Source organism: Arcobacter cryaerophilus gv. crypticus, from assembly GCF_002993025.1.
GTDB classification, from domain to species: domain Bacteria; phylum Campylobacterota; class Campylobacteria; order Campylobacterales; family Arcobacteraceae; genus Aliarcobacter; species Aliarcobacter cryaerophilus_B.
On the sequence record NZ_NXGI01000010.1, the window covers coordinates 84010 to 106173 of the forward strand.

The following is a 22164-nucleotide window of genomic DNA, read 5'->3' on the forward strand; positions in this document are numbered from 1 at the left end:
AGATATTTTGATAGGATAATAAAACACAATTTATGAAGGAAAATAATGAAATTTAAAGTATTTGTAGATGGACAACACGGAACAACTGGATTAAAAATTCACGAATTATTAGAACAAAGAGATGAGATAGAACTTTTAGAAATAGATGAAAATGATAAAAAAAATATAGAAAAAAGAAAAGAGCTTTTAAATAGTGCTGATTTGGTATTTTTATGCCTTCCAGATGAAGCTTCTATTGAATCTGTAAGTTTAATCGAAAATGAAAATGTAAAGGTAATAGACGCAAGTACAGCACACAGAACAAATCCATCTTGGGTTTATGGTATTCCTGAACTTACAAGCAAACAAAGAGATAAAATTAAAAATTCAAAAAGAGTTTGTGTCCCTGGTTGCCATGCAAGTGGGCTAATTATCTCTATGAAACCTCTTTTTATAAATAAAATTTTAGGTAAAAATCATAAACTTATTTGTCACTCAATAACTGGATATAGTGGTGGTGGAAGTTCAATGATAAGTGATTATGAAAATGGTGATTTTGAAATCTTTGCAGCTCAAAGACCATACTCTTTAGGTTTAAATCACAAGCATTTACCTGAGATGAAATATGTTTTAAAAACAAACAAAGCCCCTATTTTTACACCAAGTGTTGGGAATTTTAAACAAGGTATGCTTGTAATGTCATATATTGAAAAAAAGAGTATGAAAAAAGCAAAAAATCGTGAAGAGCTTATAAAAATTTATAAAGATTATTATGCTGATGAGATTTTTATAAAAATAGTTGAAAACAATGAAGAATACCTAGAAAATGGCTTTTTAAATCCAATGAGATGTAACAATACAAATAGTATAGAAGTATCAATTTATGAAAACAAAACTGATTTAGTGATTATTTCAAGACTTGATAATCTAGGAAAAGGTGCAAGTGGAGCTGCTATTCAGTGTATGAATATCATGCTAGGACTTGAAGAGAGAAAAGGTTTGGAGATAAAACTCTAAACCTAAATTAAATTTTTTAAATATACTTTTCTTATAACTCACAATTTGTATTATTTTAATAAAAGATTTTTTTTCTACTATTTATAGAAATGGGATTAGTTTTATATATATTTTATTAGATTATTTATGGCGAGAGGGTAGAGGAATCGAACCTCTCACGGCGTTTACACAAAAACCGTCAATCAGATTTGAAGCCTGTGGTGCTCACCAGATACACAAACCCTCCATAAAGATTAAAATAGTATAATAATACTCTTTAAAAATTTATAAAAGGTAAAAATAATGTTACTAAAATCCATTCCAAAGGTTGATAAGTTTATCACAAACAAAGCTTTTGAAGGATTATCAAAAACTTTAATAACAAAAATCACAAAAGAAGTTTTAGAAAATCTAAGAGTTGAAATATTAAATAAAAAAATAGATAGTTTTGATGAACAAACTCTTATTTTAAATGTTTTAAAAAAGTACGAAAATCTTACACAATCTTCACTAAAACCAGTTATAAATGCAACTGGAATTATTGTGCATACAAACTTAGGAAGAAGTTTGCTTGATGAGAGCTTATTTAAAAATGCAATAGCTATTGCAACTTCTTACAACAATCTTGAGTATAGTTTAGAAGAGGGAAAAAGAGGAGAGAGATATGAACATATCACAAAATCTCTACAAGCACTAATAAATTGTGAAGATGCTTTGGTTGTAAACAACAATGCAAGTGCTGTTTTTCTAATCCTTAACACTTTTTGCAAAAACAAAGAAACGGTTGTAAGCCGTGGTGAACTTGTTGAGATTGGTGGAAGTTTTAGAGTTCCTGAGGTTATGACTCAAAGTGGAACTACATTAAAAGAGATTGGAACTACAAACAAAACTCACTTAAGAGATTATGAAAATGCTATAAATGAAAATACAGCTATGCTTATGAAAGTTCATAAATCAAACTATAGTATTGAAGGATTTTCAAGTGAAGTTAGCTTTGAAGAGATATCAAAACTAGCACAAGAAAATGGCTTGATAGACTATTTTGATATGGGAAGTGGACATATTTTTGATTTACCTTTTAATTTAAGCAAAGATGAGCCTTCTATTCTTGAGCTTATGAAATCAAATCCAAGTTTGCTTAGTTTTTCAGGAGATAAACTTCTAGGAAGCGTTCAAGCTGGAATAATAGTTGGAAAAAAAGAGTTAATAGCAAAATTGAAAAAAAATCAGCTCTTAAGAATGCTAAGAGTTGATAAAATTACTTTAGCACTTTTAGAAGAGAGTTTGAATATCTATTTAAAAAATGAGTTAGATAAAATTCCAACTCTAAAAATGCTAAATACAAAGCTTGAAGTTTTAGAACAAAGAGCAAATGTTTTAAAAAATAGTATAGATAACTTTATAAAATGTGAAGTAATCAAAAGCTTTACAATGGTTGGAGGAGGAACAACTCCAAATAAAAAAATCCCTACATTTGCTTTAAGCCTTGAGTATAAAAACCTAAAAGCAAATGAGATAGAAAAAATATTAAGAAAAAATCTAATTATTAGCCGTATTGAAAATGACAAAGTATTACTTGATTTTAGAACAATATTAGAAAAAGATATAAACAAAATTGAAGAGATATTAAAAAAAGAGTTTAAAAATGTCTAATATTATAATTGGAACTGCTGGTCATATTGACCATGGAAAAACTGCATTAATTCGTGCTTTAAATGGTTTTGACGGTGATAGCACAAACGAAGAGAAACAAAGAGGAATAACAATAGATTTAAGCTTCTCAAATCTTACAAGAGCTGAGAGAAATATTGCTTTTATTGATGTTCCAGGTCATGAAAAGCTTATAAAAAATATGATTGCTGGAGCTTTTGGTTTTGATTATGTATTGCTAGTTGTTAGTGCAAAAGAGTCCCTTATGCCTCAAACTATTGAGCATATTGAGATTTTATCGCTTTTGGGAATAAAAAATCTTATTTTAGTAATTACAAAAAAAGATTTAGTAGATAAAAATAGCTTAAAAGAGCAAGAGAAAAAGATTGTAGAGTTTTTAAATGAGTTTGAATTTGATATAAAATTTATAAAAGCTGTATCTATTTATGATGAAAAATCTATTGAAGATTTAAAAAACACTCTATTTACAATCTCAAATAGCACAAAAGATGAAGAGAACTTTTTTAGATTTTATGTTGATAGAGTTTTTAGTGTAAAAGGTAGCGGAACAGTTGTAACAGGGACTGTTTTAGGTAAAAAAATTGAACTTGAAGAGAAAGTTTTTATTCCTCATTTACAAAAAGAGACAAAAATAAAAAATATTCAAGTTCATAATCAAAACGCAATAGAAGCAAATATCTCTTCTAGAGCTGCATTAAACCTAGCTTCAATTGATATAAACTCTTTACAAAGAGGAGATATTATTACTAAAAAAGGATTTTTAAGAGGTTTTGATACTATTGATATCTCTTTTAAGTGCTTAAAAAACAAAAAACTAAATCACAATCAAACATACACTTTGTTTATTGGAGCTAAAAAAATAGATGTAAAAGTTCTACTTTTTGACTCTTTAACATCGCTTGAAGATGGTTTTGCAACACTGAAAATTGATGAAAAGATATTTACTGTTTTTGGCGAAAAAATTATTTTAAGAAGTGCAAATGATACTATTTGTGGCGGAGTGATTTTAAATCCAATATATGATCCAATGAATAAAAATCAAAAAAGAGATCTTTTGAAAAATCTTTATAAAAAAGATTTTAGAAATGCTTTTAAAATACTTTTAGAAGCTCATAAAAGAGGTTTAGGAGTTGTATCTTCAACTCAAAGATTTGCTCTAAGTCATGATGAGTCTTTAGAGTTTGCAAACTCTTTAGAAGATGTTTTTATAGACAAAAAAGAGTTAGTTATCTATCCAATAAAAACAAAAGATGAGATAGTTGAATTTATAAAAAACATTTATATAAAAAACTCTTATGCCCTACTTTCAAGCTCATCAATTAATTTAAGAGTTCCTTGGGCTAGTATTGAGTTTATAAATAGTGCTTTAGATGATTTGGTACAAAATAGCTTTTTAGTAAAAGAGGGGCAACTTTATAAAAACGCAAATATAAAAGAGGATATTACAAAAGAGCTTGAAAATATATTTTTAGAACGATTAAAAAGTGAAGATATAACTCCAACAGCACCTTACAATATCTATGATGATTTAGATATTGATAGAAAACTTGGAGATGATATTTTAAAATCACTTACAGCAAAAAAAGATGTAATAAGACTTCAACACAATCTTTTTATTCATAGTCAAAGTTTAAATAAGATTATAAAATCTATGAGAGATATTATAAAACAAGATGGTTTTATAGAGATTTTTAACTTTAAACAGAGATTTGATTTAAGTAGAAAATATCTTGTTTGTTATTTGGACTATTTAGATAATTTTAGTGATATCAAAAAAGTTGAAAATAGAAGAGTTTTTACATAGATATAAAATTAACTACTCTTTTTCCATAAGATTTGTTTTTTTACATCTTGGACATGGATTTCCAGGATTTGAGTAGCAGGAGTAACAAAACATTGTAGTACAAGTTTCACATGTTAGTTTACAATGTTTGCAAACATAAGTTTTTTCTCTTTTTCTTTTCTCTTTTTTTCCAAATAACCAATTAAACATAGCTATCCTTTTTTGAATAAAAAGGATTATATTTAATCTTTTTTATTCATTAGATGATACATATCAAAGCTTATAAAATTTCATGTAAACTATTTGCTTTTTTCATCCAATTTTCTAACTCTTCATATCTCTCATCTTCAATCATTTTTTTGGCTTCATTCATTTGGTCTTCAAAAGATTTAATACTTTCAAGCATATTTTCTCTATTTTGCTTAAAAATATCTCCCCACATTCTTGGGCTTGATTTTGCGATTCTACTCATATCTTTAAATCCTCCAGCAGCAAGTGCAATAATCTCTTTTGGATTTTGATGACTCATAACAGTATTTGCAAGTCCAAATGAGATTAAATGAGGTAAATGTGATATATAACAAGCATTTACATCGTGCTCGTGGCTATTCATAACCACAATTCTCATACCTATTTCTTGGAAAATCTTAAAAGCTTTATTAACATGTATATTTGCATTATCTTCCAAATCACATAAAACTACTGTTTTTCCCTCATATAGATTGTCAATAGCAGCTTTTGGACCATTTTTTTCTGTTCCTGTCATTGGGTGCGCTGCTACAAAATTCTTTCTAATCTTTGCAGGAATATTTTTTACAATATACTCTTTAGTTGAACCCATATCTATAATAGTTGTTTTATCATCAATATCTAAAAAATCAGGAAACATAGAAATAATAGCATCAACAGGAATAGACAAGATAATAACATCTGAAACTTCTTTTAAAGTTTCTAAATCAACAAGCTCATCAACAAGCCCTAACTCTTCTATCTCTTTTTTACTTTTTTCACTATTTGTAAATCCATAAACTTTTTTTGAAATACCATATCTTTTAACAGCCTTTGCCAAAGAACCGCCCATAAGTCCTAAACCAACAATTCCAATGTTCAAATTTAACCTTTTTTAAGTAATTTTGCCAAAATTATAGCTTACTTTAGATTTATATAAACTATTTTTAGATATATTATTGCTTAATTTTGAAAACAAGGACATTTGTGAAAAATCGAATAACTCTTTTATCTTTAGCTTGCGCTACTGTTTTAAGTGCAAGTAGCATTAAATCTATTGAATACTTAAATGTAAGTAAAGTATCGCCGCAAGTTTTAGAAGAAACTTTGGGAATGAGAACTGGTGATAACTTAGATAGTGACAAGCTAAATGAAGCTTTAATAAAATTTTATAGCTATGGTTACTTTGATGATATAGCAATAGATAATGACAATGGAAATCTAAAAATTATCTTTAAAGAGAAACCATCAATTGCAAATGTTGATATAAAAGGTTATAAAACTAGAAGTGAAGATACTGATGCTATTAAAAAAGTCTTAAAACTAAACAAAGGTTCTATGTATAGTGAAAAAAGAGTTAAAGAGGCAAAAGATCAACTTTTAGGAATGTTAGCTAGTGAAGGTTTTATCAACTCTGTTGTTGAAGTTGAAACAGAAAAATTAAGTGATTCTTCTATAAAGCTTACTTTTAATGTAAATAAAGGTGATGAAATTATCATAAGAGAAGCAAAATATCACGGTGCTAGCGAATTAGATGGAAGTGACTTTAAAAAAGTGACTGCAAATAAAGAGAAAGAGTTTGCTTCTTGGTGGTTTGGTCAAAGTGATGGTGAGATGAAAATTGATCAACTAAAATATGATGCTAGAAGAATAAATGACTTGTATTTTGAAAAAGGTTACTTAGATGCAGATATAAAAGAACCATTTTTAGATATAGATTTTGCTTCAAATCAAGCAAAACTTGACTTTTTTGTTAAAGAAGGTGAAAAATATACTACAAATGATATAAAAATCTTTTTAGACCCTTCAATAGTAGATCCTGAAGAGATTTATTCAGAGTTAAAACTAAAAACTGATAGAACATTTAACATTAAAAAACTAAGAGATGACCAAGAATATATTAGAACTTTGGTTGCTGACAAAGGTTATGCTTATGCTGATGTTAAATTTGATTTAAAGAAAAATGAAGCTGAACATAGAGTTGATGTTGTATTTAGTGTAGTTCCAGGACAACAAGTATATATAAATGATGTAAAAATATCTGGAAATGCAAGAACTCTTGATAGAGTTGTAAGAAGAGATGTATATTTAGCACCTGGAGATATGTATAATCTTACAGATTTAAAAGATGCAAAAAGTAAACTAAAAAGATCTAGTTTCTTTGAAGATGTTCAAATTGAAGAAAAAAGAATAAGTGAAGATAAAATGGATTTATCTGTAAAAGTAACAGAAGCACCAACTGGAAGTATTATGCTAGGTGGGGGATATGGTTCTTATGATAAATTAATGATAAACGGATCTGTAAGTGATACAAATATCTTTGGAAGTGGTCTTACTCTCTCTTTAAGTGGTGATTTATCAAAAAGATCAAATAGATACGAAGTAGCTCTTAAAAATCCTGCTATCAACGATAGCGACTATAATGGTGAAGTTGAAGCTCACTCAACAAAAATTGAGTATAGAAGAAGTCAATATGATTCAGATGTAAAAACAAAAGGCTTCTCTGTTGCAGCTGGGAAAGAGGTAGTAAGAAATACATATGTTGGTGCTAGATATGGACTTGATTTTATAAAAGAGGTTTATAATTATGAAAATAGTTTTTTAACTACTTACAATGCACAATCTCAAGCATTTAAAGATCAAAATAAATTATTTCAAGATCAAGACTATACAAATAGCTCTATTACACCTTATATAAACTATGATAGTACAAATGATTTTTATTTTCCAACAGCTGGTATAAAAGCTGGGGCTTCTGTTGAATATGCAGGAGTTGGTGGAGATTCAAAATATATTAAACCTGGGGTTAATTTTAGATATTTCTACTCTTTGGAAGATTTAACAGAGCTTGACTGGATTTTAAGATTTAAAACTCAAGCTAAAATGTTAATTGACAATGGTCAAATAAATCAAGGAGATTCTTTGTATCTTGGAGGTCCAAAAACTTTAAGAGGATATAAATCTTATGCTTTCCCAAATAATGAATCTGGATATTATCAAGATCCTTATGAAAAAATGTGGTCAAATCAAGCAGAAATTAGTTTCCCATTAGTTCCATCTGCAAAAATGAGATGGGGACTATTTTATGATTATGGTATGATTGGTAAAAATAGCTTTAGTGAAGTAACAAGATCAGGAACAGGAGCATTGCTAGAGTGGATTTCTCCAATGGGTCCTTTACAATTAATATTTGCTAAACCTATTGGTGATAAACCAGGTGATGATACATCAAGCTTTGAGTTCTCTTTTGGAACAAGTTTCTAATGACAAAAAAAATCAAGCTTGATTTAAAAAAAAGATTAAGCAAAGAAGATGCACTTGATTTAATCAAAAATGCATCTTTGCTAGATTTAGCTAAGATGGCAAGTGCAAAAAAAAATGAGCTTCATAGTGAAAAACTAACTACTTTTATAGTGGATAGAAATATAAACTATACAAATGTATGTTGGGTTGATTGCAAGTTTTGTGCTTTTTTTAGACACAAAAAAGATAATGATAGTTATGTTTTAAAATTTGATGAAATTGATGCAAAAATAGAAGAACTTTTAGCAATTGGTGGAACTCAAATTCTTTTTCAAGGTGGTGTTCATCCAAATTTAAAAATTGATTATTATGAAGAGCTAGTAAATCATATTCATACAAAATATCCACAAATTACAATTCATGGCTTTTCATCTATTGAAATAGATTTTATAGCAAAAGTTTCAAAAATCTCAATACTAGAAGTTTTAAAAAGACTTCAAGCAAAGGGATTAAGCTCAATTCCAGGAGCTGGAGCTGAAATTTTAAGTGATAGAGTAAGAGATATAATTGCTCCAAAAAAAATGGATACACAAGAGTGGTTAGAGGTTCATAGACTTGCACACTCTATTGGAATGAAAACAACTGCTACTATGATGTTTGGAACTGTTGAAACAGATGAAGAGATTATTGAGCATTGGGATTTGATTAGAAAATTACAAGATGAAACTGGTGGTTTTAGAGCATTTATTATGTGGAGTTTTCAAGGTGAAAATACAAAATTAATTGAAGAGCATCCAGAAATAAAACCACAATCTTCAAATAGATATTTAAGACTTTTGGCAGTTTCAAGACTATATTTAGATAATTTTGCAAATCTTCAAAGCTCTTGGGTTACACAAGGCTCATATATTGGTCAAATGGCTCTTAAATTTGGAGCAAATGATTTAGGAAGTACTATGATGGAAGAGAATGTTGTAAAAGCAGCTGGTGCTGCTAATAGAATGAATCAAGATGAAATGATAAGATTAATAAAAGATATAGGTGAAACTCCAGCAAAAAGAGATACTGCTTATAATATCTTAGAGAGATTTTAATAAAATGAAAACAAGATATATATTATATATTTTTTTACTATTACAAGGAAGTTTAATGAGTGCAACAATAAAACATATAAATATAAATAATATTGATATCCCAGTGATTTTTGAAGAACAAAAATCGCTTCCAATTTTAAATCTACAATTAATTTTTAAAAATTCTGGATATATAAAAGATAATGAAAATTTAGGACTTGCTAGCTTATCAGCTAGAGTTTTAAATGAAGGAACAAAAAAATCAGGAAGTGTTAAATTTTCTGAAGTCTTAGATGACAATGCTATTACTATTCATAGCGCTGTTGGTTTTGAAACTCTTACAATAGAACTTTCAAGCCTAAAAGAGAAATCAACTCTTGCTATTAAATCTTTAGATGAACTTTTAAAATCTCCAAATTTATCAAAAGATACATTAGAAAAAGTAAAAACTTTGGCTATTGGAAGTTTAAAAAGAAAAGAAAATGACTTTGATGATGTAGCAAGTAAGGGTTTAAATTCTCTACTTTATAGTGGAACTGCTTTGGCAAATCCTGCTGGTGGAACAATAGAATCTATTTCAAAAATTGAACTAAAAAATATAGATGAATTTTTAAAAAAATCTTTAACTTTAAATAATTTAACTATTGTTGCAGGTGGAGATATTAGCTTTCTTGAGTTAGAAAATGCTTTAAAACCTCTTTTAAAAGAGCTAAAAGTTGGAGAAAAAGAAGATAATAAAAAAATAGAGTTTGTATCTAAAAAAGAAGAAAAAGAGCTTTTAAAACAGACAGAACAAGCATATATCTATTTTGGTTCAAATTTTAATGCAAAAGCTCAAGATGAAGAGAACTACAAAGCAAAAGTTGCTTCATTTATTTTAGGTGGTTCTGGATTTGGTTCAAGATTAATGGAAGAGATAAGAGTAAAAAGAGGTTTAGCATATAGTGCTTATGCAACTATTGGAATAAATAGACTTTACTCAAGCTTTAGTGGATATTTACAAACAAAAAATGAGAGTGCTTCTCAAGCTATTAATATTGTAAAAAGTTTAGTTGATGAATTTGTAAAAAATGGAGTAACAAAAGAAGAACTTGATGCTGCAAAAAATTTCCTTTTAGGAAGTGAGCCACTAAGAACTGAGACTTTAGCACAAAGATTAAATAGAGCATTTATGCTAGATTTCAGAGGTTTAAGTCTTGATTATCCAAAACTTGAACTAGAAAAAATCCAAAATTTAAGTTTAGAAGATTTAAACGACTATATAAAAACTCACACTGAGTTAAATAATTTAACATTTTTTATTGTAAGGAAATAGTTTATGCTAAGATTTGCACCAAGCCCAACAGGAGATATGCATATAGGAAATTTGCGAGTTGCAATTTTTAACTATATTGTATCAAAACAATTAAACGAAGGGCTTATTATAAGAATTGAAGATACAGATAAAGAGAGAAATATTGAAGGAAAAGATAAAGAGATTTTAGAGATTTTAAATCTTTTCTCTATTGAATACCAAAGTGTTTTTTATCAAAGTGAAAACCTAAAGTATCATCAAAAGATGGCTTTGCAACTTATGACTCAAAAAAAAGCATTTGCTTGTTTTTGTAGTGATGATAAACTTCTTGAGCTAAAAGAAGAGAGTATAAAAAAAGGTATTGCTTTTAGATATGATGGTTTTTGTGAAACGCTAAGTGATGAAACTGTTTTAAATACAAATGCACCTTTTACAGTAAGACTAAAAAAACCTGATCATAATATTAAATTTACAGACCTTTTAAAAGGTGATTTTGATTATGCTCCTTTTGATGTTGATAGTTTTATTATTTTAAGACAAGATAAAACGCCAACATATAACTATGCTTGTAGTGTTGATGATATGCTAATGGATATATCTATGGTAATAAGAGGTGAAGATCATGTTTCAAATACTCCAAAACAAATACACATTAGAGAGAGTTTAGCTTATACAAAAGAGATAAAATATGTTCATCTACCAATTATTTTAAATGCGACTACTGGCAAAAAAATGAGTAAAAGAGATGATGCAAGTAGTGTAAAATGGCTAATTGATGAAGGTTTTTTACCAAGTGCTATTGCAAACTATCTTGTGCTTATGGGAAATAAAACTCCAACAGAGATTTTTACTCTTGAAGAAGCAATTTCATGGTTTAAAATAGAAAATGTTTCAAAAAGTGGAGCAAAGTTTGATATTGATAAACTAAGATTTATAAATAGAAAACATATAGAACTATTAGATGAGATGAGATTATCAAAAATTTTAGGATTTGCTGATAATGATATTGGAAAATTAGCAAAATTATATTTAGAAGAGACAAGTACGCTAAAAGAGATAAAAGCAAAACTAAATGATATTTTTGCTCAAAAATCTACACTTGAAGGTTTTGAACAAGAGAGTAAAAATATTAAAGAGGCTTTAAAAGTTGCACCATATTTTGAAAATTATGATGATTTGAAAGATTATGTTGTAGAAAAAACAGGACTTAAGGGTAAAAATCTGTTTAAACCATTAAGATATATTCTTACAGGTGTTGAAAATGGACCAAATTTAACAGATATTTATCCATTTATTAAAAACTATATTGGGGAGATTACAAAATGATAGATGCACTTTTTAGTTCATTTTTAACTATTTTTTTTAGTGTTATTTTTATTTACAAGTGGATTGTTATTATTTCAGCACTTTTAACTTGGGTTAAACCAGACCCATATAATCCAATAGTTCAAATGCTATATAGATTAACAGAGCCTGTTTATGCAAAAATGAGACAATATATTCCAACAACTTTTGGAGGAATGGATTTAGCTCCACTTATTTTGATTTTTGCTCTTATATTTTTAGAGACATTTTTACAAAAAGTTCTTTTATAGAAATTATGCTAAAAATATTTAAATTTTCTCTTTTATTTACGCTTAGTCTAAATCTTTTTGCAAATAGTATAAATACTGATTTTATGCAAAAAGATTTTAAAATAACTTTTAAATGGCTTGAAGAAAAGCCAAAATCAAGTGCAAAAGATTTTTTCATATTACAATATCTTCAAGATGAAGAGTTAAGTTATGAAAATGCAAAAAAAGCTTACGATATGAGAAATGGAAGAAACGCTCTTCTTGATAAAGCTTTTAAGCAAAAATTCAATGAAAAAATATCTCCAGAAGATAGGTTTTGTTACAACGCTTCAATTTTAGAGCTTAAAAATAGCGATTCAAGATGTATTGCTCTTGGTTTAGCCTCACTTAAAAAAGCCTCTGATTTATCAAAAGATGATCTTACTTTTTTTATATCAAAACTAGATACTTACCCTACTTTAAAAAATAATCTTATACTTATATCTTCAAATGATATTTTTAAAAAACTTATAACTAGCTCTAGCGATAAATTTTTGGAAATTTTTTTTGAAGTTAGTGATTCATATAGATATAAATACTTAAATCAATATATAAACCCAACTTTTTTGCATAAAATTGCTATGCATAAAGATTTTGAAAAATTTTTAAGAACAGCTGTTTATGATAAAAAATTAAATAATATACAAAAATCTCTTGACAATTTAAAAACTGAAAAAATGCTAACAACAAATCTTCAATTTTTACTAGGCATAAATGCAGTAAATAATCATAAACGAGAAAGTGCAAAGCAGTTTTTTCAAAACTCTTACGATATAGCACTTTTAAGAGGTGATAAAGATAGAGCAATCTTTTGGCTATATTTACTATCAAAAAACACTCTTTATCTTGAAGAATTAGCAAAAAGCTTTGAAGCAAATATATACTCTTTGTATGCAAAAGAGCTTTTAAATATAGTTCCAGATAATCTAGTTTTCAAAATAGATATGCAGATAAAACCTAGTTCTTATGACATTTATGATGCTTTTAGCTGGCTAGAAGTTACAGAAGATAGCAAAAAAAGTTTAGATGATATAAAGATGGAAAAATACTCAAATCTTTTTACACAAAAAAGCATGGAACCACATTTAGCTTTTATTCTTGAACGATATAATAGATTTAGAAATCAATATTTTATAACTCCTTATGAAGATTTATTAGAAAATTATGGAATATACAAAAAAGTTTTAATCTACTCTATTGCAAAACAAGAAAGTCGATTTATTCCATCTTCAATTTCATTTTCAAGTGCTATGGGAATAATGCAAATTATGCCATTTTTATCAAAAGATATAGCAAGTAAGTTAGGTGATGATTACAATATTTATGATCAGTTTTTACCTGCAAAAAATATACAATATGCAAGTTTTCATCTTGACTCATTAATTAAGCAATTCGATAGTAATCCTCTTTTTATAGCATATGCTTACAATGGTGGAGCTGGATATGCTAGAAGCCAACTAAAAAAAGGTTTGTTTAAAGATAAATCAGAGTTTGAACCATTTTTGAGTATGGAGATGATTTCATACAATGAAACAAGAGAATATGGTAAAAAAGTTTTAGCTAATTTTTATATATATAATAACTATTTAAATAGCGAGAATAAAATCTCACTATCTTCTATTTTTCAAAATTTAGTGTGGCATCACTAGATTTTGGTTTTAAAACAATATTTAAATTTTGTACCAACTCTTGATTACTAAATTTTACTAAATAGTAGTTTCCCCAAAAATTTCTAAGCATCATATCTTCATATTTTTTATCATCTCTCTCTAATTTTTCAATAGAGATTGGAGTTTTTCCATTTAAAAGAAGTTCGTATCCATTTTTAGAAAAATCTATTTGTTCTTCTAGATTTGGGAAATATATATAAACCAAAAAATTCTCTTCTTTTTGGCTTATTTTTGGATCAAATTTATTTAAGTATGTTGCCATAAGCGTTGCTTCTATTGCATCGTCTTTTATAATATCAGCTTTTTTTGTATTTCTAACTGCATTTGTCTCAATATCACCTTTATCAAAATATCTAAATGCACTATTTTTTGGTGTACAAGCTACAAACAAAAGTGAAATAGCGATTAAAAATAAACCTTTTTTCATTAAAACTCCTCATATATAAGGTAAAGATTATACAAAAACTACACTTTAAAATATATTTTTGCATAAATAGAGTTTAACAATTCTTTGGATAAAATCCGAACTATGAATAAAAAAAGATTAGTAGTAGCATTTTCAGGTCCATCAAATAGTGGTAAAACAACGGCAATTGTAAAAGTTGCAAGTATTTTACAAGACAATAACTTCAAAGTGTGTATAGTAAAACACGATCCAAAAGATAAAGCAATGTTTGATAGAGAAGGAAAAGATTCTTTTAAATTCTCACAAACAGGTGCCAATGTTGCAGTTGTAAGCCCCAATAAAACAACTATTTTTAAAAAAGACAGTTCAACTATTGAGGAGTTAATACATATTTTTGATGATTTTGATTATCTACTTGTTGAAGGACTTAAAACTTTGGAACTTCCTAGAATTTCTATTTTCAGAAATAAGCTTGATGAAAGTTACTTTGAAGTTTCAAATGCTTTGGCTATTGATGATAGTATAGATAAAAAAGATATTCCAAAAAGTCTTGATATTTTAGATTTAAATAAGCCACTTGAAATTATAAAGTGGATAGATAAAAATGCAAAAAGGGTATAGATGCAAGAGATAATAAAAGCTATAGAACAAGCAAGTATAAAAATAAAACACCTAATAGAAACAGGTGATACTGGAAAATCTCAAAGTGAAAATAGCACAGGAGATACGCAACTTAAGCTAGATATTCAAAGCGATGAGATTATTGAAGAAATTTTTTCAAAACTTTCAAGTGTAAAAGCAATAGTTAGTGAAGAGCAGAATAGTATAAAAAATATAAATGAAAATGGTGAATATTTAATAGCTTATGACCCACTAGATGGTTCATCTTTAGTTGATGTAAATTTAAGTGTTGGTTCAATTTATGGAATATATAAAAATGAGTTCAATGCAAAAAATATAATAGCTTCTGTTTATGTTGTTTTTGGACCTAGAGTTGAGATGGTAATAACTACGAATGATGTGAAAATGTACAGACTTTTAAATGGTGAGTTTAAGTTTATTCAAAATATTAAACTTAATGAAAAAGGAAAACTTAACTCTCCTGGGTCTACTCAAAACTGTTGGGCACCTTTTCATAAGAAACTAATCGATGATATTTTTAATGATGGTTATAGACTAAGATACAGCGGTGGAATGGTTCCAGATTTACACCAAATTTTACTAAAAGGTGGTGGACTTTTCTCTTATCCAGCAACTACTGATAGACCAAAAGGAAAATTAAGACAACTTTTTGAAGTTTTTCCATTTGCTTTAGCTTTTGAAAAAGCTGGTGGTGGTGCAATAGATGGAGAAAAAAGAGTTTTAGAAGTTGAAACTTCTCATATTCATGACACAACTGCTTGTTTCTTTGGCTCAAATCTTGAAATAAATAGAGTTTTGGAAGTTTATAGTAAAAATGTCTAATGAAAATAAAAGTTTAGACCAATGGGAAGAGAAGCTTGAAGATATTTTAAAAGATCTAAACTCTTGCCAAAACTCAAAAAATCTAAACTCTTGTAAACCTTGTAGTGAATTTTTTGAGTGTGTTTTAAGAAAAAGATATGTTATAACCGTTTATGAGTCAATGAATAAAGGCTCAAGCGGTGGATTTGAATTTTAAGAAAAAAGGTAGAAAATGCAAAACTCTTGTAAAAATGTTTATATAACAACTCCAATTTATTATGTAAATGATGTAGCACATATAGGTCATGCTTACACAACAATAATAGCTGATATGCTAGCAAGATACTCAAGATTGATTGGTCATAATACATATTTATTAACAGGAACTGATGAGCATGGACAAAAGATTGCTCAAAGCGCAGAAACTAGAGGAAAAACTCCAAAAGAGTATGCTGATGAAATTTCTGGAAAATTTAAAGCACTTTGGGATGATTTTGATATAACTTACGATAAATTCATTAGAACAACAGATGAAGAACATAAAACTGGTGTTCAAAATGCATTTTTAAAGATGTATGAAAATCAAGATATTTACAAAGGTGAATATGAAGGTTTTTACTGTGTTCCTTGTGAGACTTTTTTTCCTGAAACTCAACTAATTGATGAGCAGTTTTGTCCAGAGTGTGGAAGAGCTACAATAGTTGTAAAAGAAGAGAGTTACTTTTTTAAGTTATCAAAATATGAAGATAAACTTTTAAAATGGTATGAAGAAAACCCTGATTGTATCTTGCCAAGAGCTAAGAAAAATGAGATTGTTAACTTTGTAAAAAATGGATTAAAAGATTTATCAATATCTAGAACTTCTTTTGACTGGGGAGTTAAACTACCAGAACAGTTAAATGAACCAAAACATGTTATGTATGTTTGGCTTGATGCTCTTTTAAACTATACAACAGCTCTTGGGTATGGAACGACTGAAAAAAATATGGATTTTTGGCCTGCAAATATTCATTTAGTTGGAAAAGATATTTTAAGATTCCATGCAATTTATTGGCCAGCATTTTTAATAAGTTTAAATTTACCTTTACCAAAACATATAGCAGCTCATGGATGGTGGACTAGAGATGGTGAAAAAATGAGTAAATCAAAAGGAAATGTAGTAAATCCAAAAGAGGTAGCAGATGCTTATGGGCTTGATGCATTTAGATATTTCCTTTTAAGAGAAGTTCCTTTTGGGCAAGATGGAGATTTTTCACAAAAAGCGCTATTAGATAGAATAAACTCTGATTTAGGAAATGATTTAGGAAATTTACTAAATAGAATTATAGGAATGAGTGGTAAATATTTTGACTTTAATGTAAGCTCAAAAGATGTAGAAAAGTTCCACAAAAAAGAGCTTGACGAAGTAAACAATATTATATCAACACTAGAAAACTATATTTACAATATGCAAATAAACAGATATCTAGAAGAGATTTGGAAGATTTTAACAATTGGAAATAAAGCTATAAATGATTACGAGCCTTGGAATCTAATAAAAGATGGAAAAAACGATGAAGCTATGGCTTTAGTTGCCTTAATTACAAATATTATGGCAAAAGTAGCTCTACTTCTTGATAGTGTAATGCCACATAAAATAAAAGATATTGCAACTTGTTTGGGTCTTGAAATATCAACTCAAAATTACAATAAATTAATATTAAATAAAGAGCTTTTAAATGATGTAAAAATAACAAAAATAGATACCCTATTTCCAAGAGTTGAGGATATTTTACTAGCTCAACCAGATGTTTCAGATATTACAGTTTTACAAAAAGATGAAAGCAAATATGAATCAAAAGATGAGCCTGAAGCTCTTGATTTAGGAGATTTAAATATTATAACTATTGATAAATTCTTTGAAACAACTATTAAAGTTGGAACTATCATAGAAGCTGTTGAAGTTCCAAAATCTTCAAAACTTCTAAAACTTCAAGTTGATTTAGGTGAAAATCGTCCAAGACAAGTTGTTGCAGGAATAAAAGAATTTTATAGTGCATCTGAACTTGTTGGAACTCAAGCTTGTGTTGTTGCAAACTTAAAACCTGCAAAACTAATGGGTCTTTTAAGTGAAGGAATGCTACTTGCAGCAAAAGATGAGAGTGGTTTAAGCCTAATAAGACCTGAAAAACCTAAAAAAATTGGGACAAAAATAAGCTAGTGAAAATCTCTTCAATAGTTGATATAGTTGATGGAGAACTTCTAAACTCTCCATCTATCTCTTTTATAAACAATATAAGTAGTGATGCAAAAAAAGTAAAAACTTCTGATATGTTTATTGCAAAAAATATTGAGGATTTACAAATAGCTATAGCAAATGGAGCTTATGCAGTTATTTTTGAAAAAGATTTTGAAGTTATTGATAATGAAGTTGCTTTTATAAAAGTAAAAAATCTAGAATTAGCTTTAGTAAAAATAGTTAGATATAAGCTATCTATTTTGCAAATTGAATCTTCTTTTTGCAATGATGAAACTTTTGATATGTTGAAGTTATATCAAAACAATCACACAAAACCTATTTTTTTAATCTCAAAAAATATAGAAAAAATCTTTAAATTCATTGATGATATTAAAGATGGTGATATTTTAATATCAAAAGATAAAAATATTTTAGAGAGTATCTATCCAAATAGTAAAAAGTTTGAAAAAAATATAGATGAAAAAAATATAAAAAATTTAATAAAACACTCTTTATTTGAACTTAGTTTTTCATACAAAGATATATATTTTTCAAAATTAAGATTATCAAAAATATATTTAAGTAGTTTTTTGAATATTTATGATTTTTTTAAAGGAAATATTGATATTTCAAAATTAAAACTATACTCAAACTTTAAATCAATATTTATAGATAAAAATTTTGAACCAATAGAGAGTGGGAAAAGTGATAGTTTTATAATTTGTCAAACAAATAAAAATTTAATTCCTATAGAAATTGAATATTTAAAAAATGAATTTAAATATGCAAAAACTATATTTATTTCAAAATATAAAATATCTTTTTTAGATGAAAAAGAACAAATAATTATAAAAAATATAGAAGATTTAAAAATTATTTTAAAAAATTCAAATTTTAACTGTGTTTATTTAATAGGTTTTACAAATCAAGAGAGTTTTGAATTTCTACAAAACTCTCAAAAATTTCAAACTCTATTTTAATATATTTTTCCAAATGAGCTAATAACTTTTCCTAAAATATTTAGTTCATCTTTTTTTAAAACCTGAACAGGATAATCTTTATTATCAGAAATAATATCTAAAAATCCATCTACTCTTTTTTGTACTCTTTTTACAAAAAGCCCGTGATTTGTTGTAAATGCATATATTCCATCTCTATTTATATCATTTTTAGTTTTATCAACAAAAATTATATTGTTTGAGTTTAGTGTAGGTTCCATTGAATCACCAACAACATTTATAGCATCTATATTTTTAAGATTTTCTTTTCCACCTAACATATTTAAGAAACAATCAGGAAGCTCCAAACTTTCACAATAATCTTCACTATCATAAGCACCTCCCCCCGCACTTACGTTTACAGTTGGATAATATTTTATCCAGTATCTATCCGTACTATCTATTAAAGAGTTTGGATTTTGATTATACAAAAGCCAATTTATCGAAATTTTTCTCTTTGCACAAAAATTTAAAATATTTGTATATGGAATTTTTCCTCTATTCTTCATTGTTGCAAAATTTGCTTGAGTTAAATCCAAAGCTTCTGCTAATTCTTTATCAAATACTTTTTTCGTCTCACCATCAGTTTTTAAAATATTTTTTAACTTAGTAAGAATATCATCAACTATAAACATTTTAATCCTTCTTTTGAATTATTTTTGAAATTATATTACATTTTGAAATATTTTTCAACTATTTTTTTGCTTTTTTTGATATTTCTTTATAAAAATTAAGAAATATTTATTTTGTTATGAAAATCACTCATCTTTCAGAAAGTTTTATATTTTTTTGGATAAAATTTCGCATTAAAAATTAGAATAGGAATTTGAATTATGTCTAATACTAAAGACTCACTAGGTTTAGAAAACGTTGGTACGATATTTAGAAATTCGGATGTCGATTTTTTAATCGATTTCGCAGTAAAGAATGAGAAGGCAAAGATATCTTCTGCTGGTGCTTTAATGATTGATACAGGTATTTTTACAGGTAGAAGTCCAAAAGATAAGTTCTTTGTAAATCAAGACCCATCAAACAAATATATTGCTTGGGGAGATATAAACAGAAAAGTTTCAAAAGAAGTTTATGTTGATCTACTTGCAAACTCAAAAAAACAACTAAGCAATAAAGATATTTTTGTAACAGATGTTTTCTGTGGTTCTTCGCTAGATTCAAGAAGAGCAGTAAGATTTATTACTGAAGTTGCTTGGCAAGCTCATTTTATTCAAAATATGTTTATTCTTCCAACTCAAGAAGAGCTTGAAAACTTTAAACCAGAATTTACTATCTATAATGCTTGTAAAACTGTTGATATGGCATATGCAAGTCATGGCTTACACTCTGAGGTTTATGTTATATTCAATGTTGAAGATAATGAAGCAATAATTGGTGGGACTTGGTATGCTGGAGAGATGAAAAAAGGTGTGTTCTCTATGATGAACTACTGGCTTCCGCTTGAGGGAAAACTACCAATGCATTGTTCAGCAAATATTGGTAAAAATGGCGATACTGCACTATTCTTTGGACTTTCTGGAACTGGAAAAACAACTTTATCAACTGATCCAAATAGAGCATTGATTGGTGATGATGAGCACGGTTGGGATGATAATGGAGTATTTAACTTTGAAGGTGGTTGCTATGCAAAAGTAATCAATCTAGACCCAGATAGTGAACCTGAAATATTTGGTGCTATAAAAAAAGGTGCTATTTTAGAAAATGTAGTTGCAGATGAAAATGGAGTAGTTGATTACTCTGATAAATCAAAAACAGAAAATACAAGAGTTTCTTACCCAATAAATCATATAGAAAACCACACGCCATCTATGAGAGGTGGACATCCAACAAATATTATATTCTTATGTGCTGATGCTTTTGGTGTTTTACCTCCAGTTGCAAAACTTGATAAACAACAAGCAATGTACTACTTCTTAAGTGGATATACAGCCAAAGTAGCAGGAACTGAAAGAGGAATAAACGAGCCAATGGCAACTTTCTCTTCTTGTTTTGGAGAAGCATTTTTACCACTAAATCCGACTGTTTATGCTGAACTTTTAGGTAAAAAAATAGATGAACACAATGTAAATGTATTTTTAGTAAATACAGGATGGACAGGTGGTCCTTATGGTGTTGGAAAAAGAATGAGTATTAAAAATACAAGAGCTTGTATAAATGCTATTTTAGATGGCTCTATAAATGACTCTGAGTTCCAAAATATGACAATATTTAACATACAAATTCCAAAAACACTAAAAGGTGTAGATACTCATGTATTAACTCCTAGATATACATGGTCTGACCCACTAGAGTATGACAAAGCAAAAAGAAAATTAGCAGAGATGTATATAGAAAACTTTAAAAAATATTTAACACTAGAAAGTGAATATGATTTTACAGCTGCTGGTCCACAGTTATAATAGAATTAATTGTAAATAAACAAAAAAGGTAAGGATAAAAATCCTTACCTTTTTTTATTTACATATATTAAAAAAAGAGATATAAACTTCTTTTCATGTATCTTTTCTATCCTTCGATTTGTATCTCTTCTAGAATCTCTAAACCAAAACCTTGAAGTCCTATAAAAGAGTGTTTTCCTCCACTTGTCATTAGCTTAATTTTTTTAATTTTTAAAGAATTTAATATTTGAGCACCTATTCCATAGTTTTTTTCTAGTTCTTGATTTTTATTTGAATTATTTAAAAATATCAAAACTCCACCTTTACTTTGTAAAAAATTTACAGTTTTTAACATAGAGTTTAGTTTATTATCATTTAGGAATATTTTAATATCAGGTCTTATTGTATGAAATTTTACATGATTTACATCTTCTTGTTTTCCAAAAAGAATAACTGTATGAATATTTTCAAGATGGTCTTTAAACTCTTTTTTTATAGCCTCTTTACCAAAGAATTTAATTTCAGTACTAGAAACTTCACTAACTAAAGTTTCATTTGCAAGTCTATATTCAACTAAATCAGATATATAAATCTGTTTTAAATTGTGTTTTGCTGCAAAGATATCTAAATCATCTCTTCTTGCCATTGTTCCATCTTCTTTTAAAATTTCACAAATAACTGCTTCACCTTTTAGCCCAGCTAACTTACATAAATCAACACTTCCTTCTGTATGTCCAGTTCTCACTAATACTCCACCATCTTTTGCTATTAATGGAAAAATATGCCCAGGACGAACTAGTTCAACAGCTTTTGCTATTGGGTTTGCCAATATTTTTATAGTATTATCTCTTTCAATTGCACTAATTCCTGTAGCTGCATTTACATCATCAACAGAAACTGTAAAAGCTGTTTCATACGATGATGTATTATTTGAAACCATAGGAAAAAGCTCAAGCCTTTTTGCTGTTTCATTTGAGACACTCACACAAACTAAACCTTTAGCATGAGTTACCATAAAGTTTACAAGTTCTGGACTACTTAAAGCTGCTGAATAGACTAAATCTCCTTCATTTTCTCTATCTTCATCATCTAGCATTATTACCATATTACCTTTTTTTATCTCTTCTATTGCTTCTTTTACTCTTGTTATTGCATTCAT

At 27.8% G+C, this 22164-nt stretch carries 20 protein-coding genes and 1 tRNA gene; 15 read left to right on the forward strand and 6 right to left on the reverse strand.

Features of this window, described 5'->3' with window-relative positions; genetic code table 11:
- Nucleotides 1-45 precede the first annotated feature (45 nt).
- Entirely contained in the window at nucleotides 46-996 is a 951-nt protein-coding gene (argC, locus tag CJ670_RS05645; protein WP_105939203.1) for an N-acetyl-gamma-glutamyl-phosphate reductase, read from the forward strand.
- Between the two features lie 127 nt (nucleotides 997-1123).
- Here argC and CJ670_RS05650 read toward each other — a convergent pair.
- Nucleotides 1124-1222, reverse strand: a tRNA-Sec gene (locus CJ670_RS05650).
- A gap of 53 nt (nucleotides 1223-1275) precedes the next feature.
- Between CJ670_RS05650 and selA the strand changes: the two genes are divergently transcribed.
- Nucleotides 1276-2628, forward strand: coding sequence for an L-seryl-tRNA(Sec) selenium transferase (selA, locus tag CJ670_RS05655; protein WP_105939204.1), 1353 nt, complete (start codon nucleotides 1276-1278; stop codon nucleotides 2626-2628).
- Entirely contained in the window at nucleotides 2621-4450 is a 1830-nt protein-coding gene (gene selB / locus CJ670_RS05660; RefSeq protein WP_105939205.1) for a selenocysteine-specific translation elongation factor, read from the forward strand. Before selA ends, selB begins: the two co-directional genes overlap by 8 nt.
- Nucleotides 4451-4462: 12 nt before the next feature.
- On the opposite strand, the gene CJ670_RS10835 is transcribed toward selB, so the two are convergent.
- Together CJ670_RS10835 and CJ670_RS05665 are read right to left on the reverse strand one after the other, a co-directional pair.
- Nucleotides 4463-4639, reverse strand: a complete 177-nt coding sequence (locus CJ670_RS10835) for a hypothetical protein (protein WP_165785188.1) — start codon at nucleotides 4637-4639, stop codon at nucleotides 4463-4465.
- 70 nt (nucleotides 4640-4709) lie between these two features.
- Nucleotides 4710-5540: a prephenate dehydrogenase gene (locus CJ670_RS05665; RefSeq protein WP_105939206.1), complete on the reverse strand. Its 831-nt coding sequence runs from the start codon at nucleotides 5538-5540 to the stop codon at nucleotides 4710-4712.
- A 104-nt stretch (nucleotides 5541-5644) separates the two neighbouring features.
- On the opposite strand from CJ670_RS05665, the gene bamA reads away from it, so the two are divergent.
- From bamA to CJ670_RS05695, 6 genes are read left to right on the forward strand one after another with little or no spacing between them, the layout of a single operon-like run.
- Nucleotides 5645-7921, forward strand: a complete 2277-nt coding sequence (gene bamA / locus CJ670_RS05670; RefSeq protein ID WP_105939207.1) for an outer membrane protein assembly factor BamA — start codon at nucleotides 5645-5647, stop codon at nucleotides 7919-7921.
- Nucleotides 7921-8994, forward strand: coding sequence for a dehypoxanthine futalosine cyclase (locus tag CJ670_RS05675; RefSeq protein ID WP_105939208.1), 1074 nt, complete (start codon nucleotides 7921-7923; stop codon nucleotides 8992-8994). Before bamA ends, CJ670_RS05675 begins: the two co-directional genes overlap by 1 nt.
- 55 nt (nucleotides 8995-9049) lie before the next feature.
- Nucleotides 9050-10288, forward strand: coding sequence for a M16 family metallopeptidase (locus CJ670_RS05680; RefSeq protein ID WP_228154211.1), 1239 nt, complete (start codon nucleotides 9050-9052; stop codon nucleotides 10286-10288).
- 3 nt (nucleotides 10289-10291) lie between these two features.
- Nucleotides 10292-11593 (forward strand): glutamate--tRNA ligase, encoded by a 1302-nt coding sequence (gene gltX / locus CJ670_RS05685; RefSeq protein ID WP_105911905.1) that lies wholly within the window; start codon nucleotides 10292-10294, stop codon nucleotides 11591-11593.
- On the forward strand, nucleotides 11590-11862 hold the full coding sequence (locus tag CJ670_RS05690; RefSeq protein ID WP_105911906.1) for a YggT family protein: 273 nt from the start codon (nucleotides 11590-11592) through the stop codon (nucleotides 11860-11862). Before gltX ends, CJ670_RS05690 begins: the two co-directional genes overlap by 4 nt.
- A gap of 5 nt (nucleotides 11863-11867) precedes the next feature.
- Entirely contained in the window at nucleotides 11868-13529 is a 1662-nt protein-coding gene (locus tag CJ670_RS05695) for a lytic transglycosylase domain-containing protein (RefSeq protein ID WP_105911907.1), read from the forward strand.
- Here the strand turns inward: CJ670_RS05695 and CJ670_RS05700 are convergent.
- Nucleotides 13498-13977 carry a hypothetical protein gene (locus tag CJ670_RS05700; protein ID WP_105939210.1) on the reverse strand — a complete coding sequence of 160 codons (480 nt, stop codon included), beginning with the start codon at nucleotides 13975-13977 and terminating at the stop codon, nucleotides 13498-13500. The genes CJ670_RS05695 and CJ670_RS05700 overlap by 32 nt on opposite strands.
- Before the next feature lie 102 nt (nucleotides 13978-14079).
- Between CJ670_RS05700 and mobB the strand changes: the two genes are divergently transcribed.
- The 5 genes from mobB to CJ670_RS05725 are packed head-to-tail and all read left to right on the forward strand — an operon-like array spanning nucleotide 14080 to nucleotide 18597.
- On the forward strand, nucleotides 14080-14577 hold the full coding sequence (gene mobB, locus CJ670_RS05705; protein ID WP_105939211.1) for a molybdopterin-guanine dinucleotide biosynthesis protein B: 498 nt from the start codon (nucleotides 14080-14082) through the stop codon (nucleotides 14575-14577).
- Nucleotides 14578-15420 (forward strand): class 1 fructose-bisphosphatase, encoded by an 843-nt coding sequence (locus CJ670_RS05710; protein WP_105939212.1) that lies wholly within the window; start codon nucleotides 14578-14580, stop codon nucleotides 15418-15420. It begins immediately after the preceding gene.
- Nucleotides 15413-15616: a hypothetical protein gene (locus CJ670_RS05715; protein ID WP_105911911.1), complete on the forward strand. Its 204-nt coding sequence runs from the start codon at nucleotides 15413-15415 to the stop codon at nucleotides 15614-15616. Before CJ670_RS05710 ends, CJ670_RS05715 begins: the two co-directional genes overlap by 8 nt.
- Before the next feature lie 15 nt (nucleotides 15617-15631).
- On the forward strand, nucleotides 15632-17599 hold the full coding sequence (gene metG / locus CJ670_RS05720; protein ID WP_105939213.1) for a methionine--tRNA ligase: 1968 nt from the start codon (nucleotides 15632-15634) through the stop codon (nucleotides 17597-17599).
- Nucleotides 17599-18597, forward strand: coding sequence for a peptidoglycan synthetase (locus CJ670_RS05725; RefSeq protein WP_105939214.1), 999 nt, complete (start codon nucleotides 17599-17601; stop codon nucleotides 18595-18597). Before metG ends, CJ670_RS05725 begins: the two co-directional genes overlap by 1 nt.
- Here CJ670_RS05725 and CJ670_RS05730 read toward each other — a convergent pair.
- Entirely contained in the window at nucleotides 18594-19250 is a 657-nt protein-coding gene (locus CJ670_RS05730; RefSeq protein WP_105939215.1) for a LexA family transcriptional regulator, read from the reverse strand. The genes CJ670_RS05725 and CJ670_RS05730 overlap by 4 nt on opposite strands.
- Nucleotides 19251-19448: 198 nt before the next feature.
- On the opposite strand from CJ670_RS05730, the gene pckA reads away from it, so the two are divergent.
- Nucleotides 19449-21026 (forward strand): phosphoenolpyruvate carboxykinase (ATP), encoded by a 1578-nt coding sequence (gene pckA / locus CJ670_RS05735; RefSeq protein ID WP_105911915.1) that lies wholly within the window; start codon nucleotides 19449-19451, stop codon nucleotides 21024-21026.
- A 106-nt stretch (nucleotides 21027-21132) separates the two neighbouring features.
- On the opposite strand, the gene CJ670_RS05740 is transcribed toward pckA, so the two are convergent.
- Nucleotides 21133-22164 carry a bifunctional 3,4-dihydroxy-2-butanone 4-phosphate synthase/GTP cyclohydrolase II gene (locus tag CJ670_RS05740; protein ID WP_105939216.1) on the reverse strand — a complete coding sequence of 344 codons (1032 nt, stop codon included), beginning with the start codon at nucleotides 22162-22164 and terminating at the stop codon, nucleotides 21133-21135.

Coding starts and splice junctions, on each gene's coding strand:
- argC (WP_105939203.1), top strand. CDS start 46: ATGAAATTTAAAGTATTTGTAGATGGACAACACGGAACAACTGGATTA.
- selB (WP_105939205.1), top strand. CDS start 2,621: ATGTCTAATATTATAATTGGAACTGCTGGTCATATTGACCATGGAAAA.
- CJ670_RS10835 (WP_165785188.1), bottom strand. CDS start 4,639: ATGTTTAATTGGTTATTTGGAAAAAAAGAGAAAAGAAAAAGAGAAAAA.
- CJ670_RS05675 (WP_105939208.1), top strand. CDS start 7,921: ATGACAAAAAAAATCAAGCTTGATTTAAAAAAAAGATTAAGCAAAGAA.
- CJ670_RS05680 (WP_228154211.1), top strand. CDS start 9,050: ATGAGTGCAACAATAAAACATATAAATATAAATAATATTGATATCCCA.
- gltX (WP_105911905.1), top strand. CDS start 10,292: ATGCTAAGATTTGCACCAAGCCCAACAGGAGATATGCATATAGGAAAT.
- CJ670_RS05690 (WP_105911906.1), top strand. CDS start 11,590: ATGATAGATGCACTTTTTAGTTCATTTTTAACTATTTTTTTTAGTGTT.
- CJ670_RS05695 (WP_105911907.1), top strand. CDS start 11,868: ATGCTAAAAATATTTAAATTTTCTCTTTTATTTACGCTTAGTCTAAAT.
- CJ670_RS05700 (WP_105939210.1), bottom strand. CDS start 13,977: ATGAAAAAAGGTTTATTTTTAATCGCTATTTCACTTTTGTTTGTAGCT.
- mobB (WP_105939211.1), top strand. CDS start 14,080: ATGAATAAAAAAAGATTAGTAGTAGCATTTTCAGGTCCATCAAATAGT.
- CJ670_RS05710 (WP_105939212.1), top strand. CDS start 14,578: ATGCAAGAGATAATAAAAGCTATAGAACAAGCAAGTATAAAAATAAAA.
- CJ670_RS05715 (WP_105911911.1), top strand. CDS start 15,413: ATGTCTAATGAAAATAAAAGTTTAGACCAATGGGAAGAGAAGCTTGAA.
- metG (WP_105939213.1), top strand. CDS start 15,632: ATGCAAAACTCTTGTAAAAATGTTTATATAACAACTCCAATTTATTAT.
- CJ670_RS05730 (WP_105939215.1), bottom strand. CDS start 19,250: ATGTTTATAGTTGATGATATTCTTACTAAGTTAAAAAATATTTTAAAA.
- pckA (WP_105911915.1), top strand. CDS start 19,449: ATGTCTAATACTAAAGACTCACTAGGTTTAGAAAACGTTGGTACGATA.
- CJ670_RS05740 (WP_105939216.1), bottom strand. CDS start 22,164: ATGAATGCAATAACAAGAGTAAAAGAAGCAATAGAAGAGATAAAAAAA.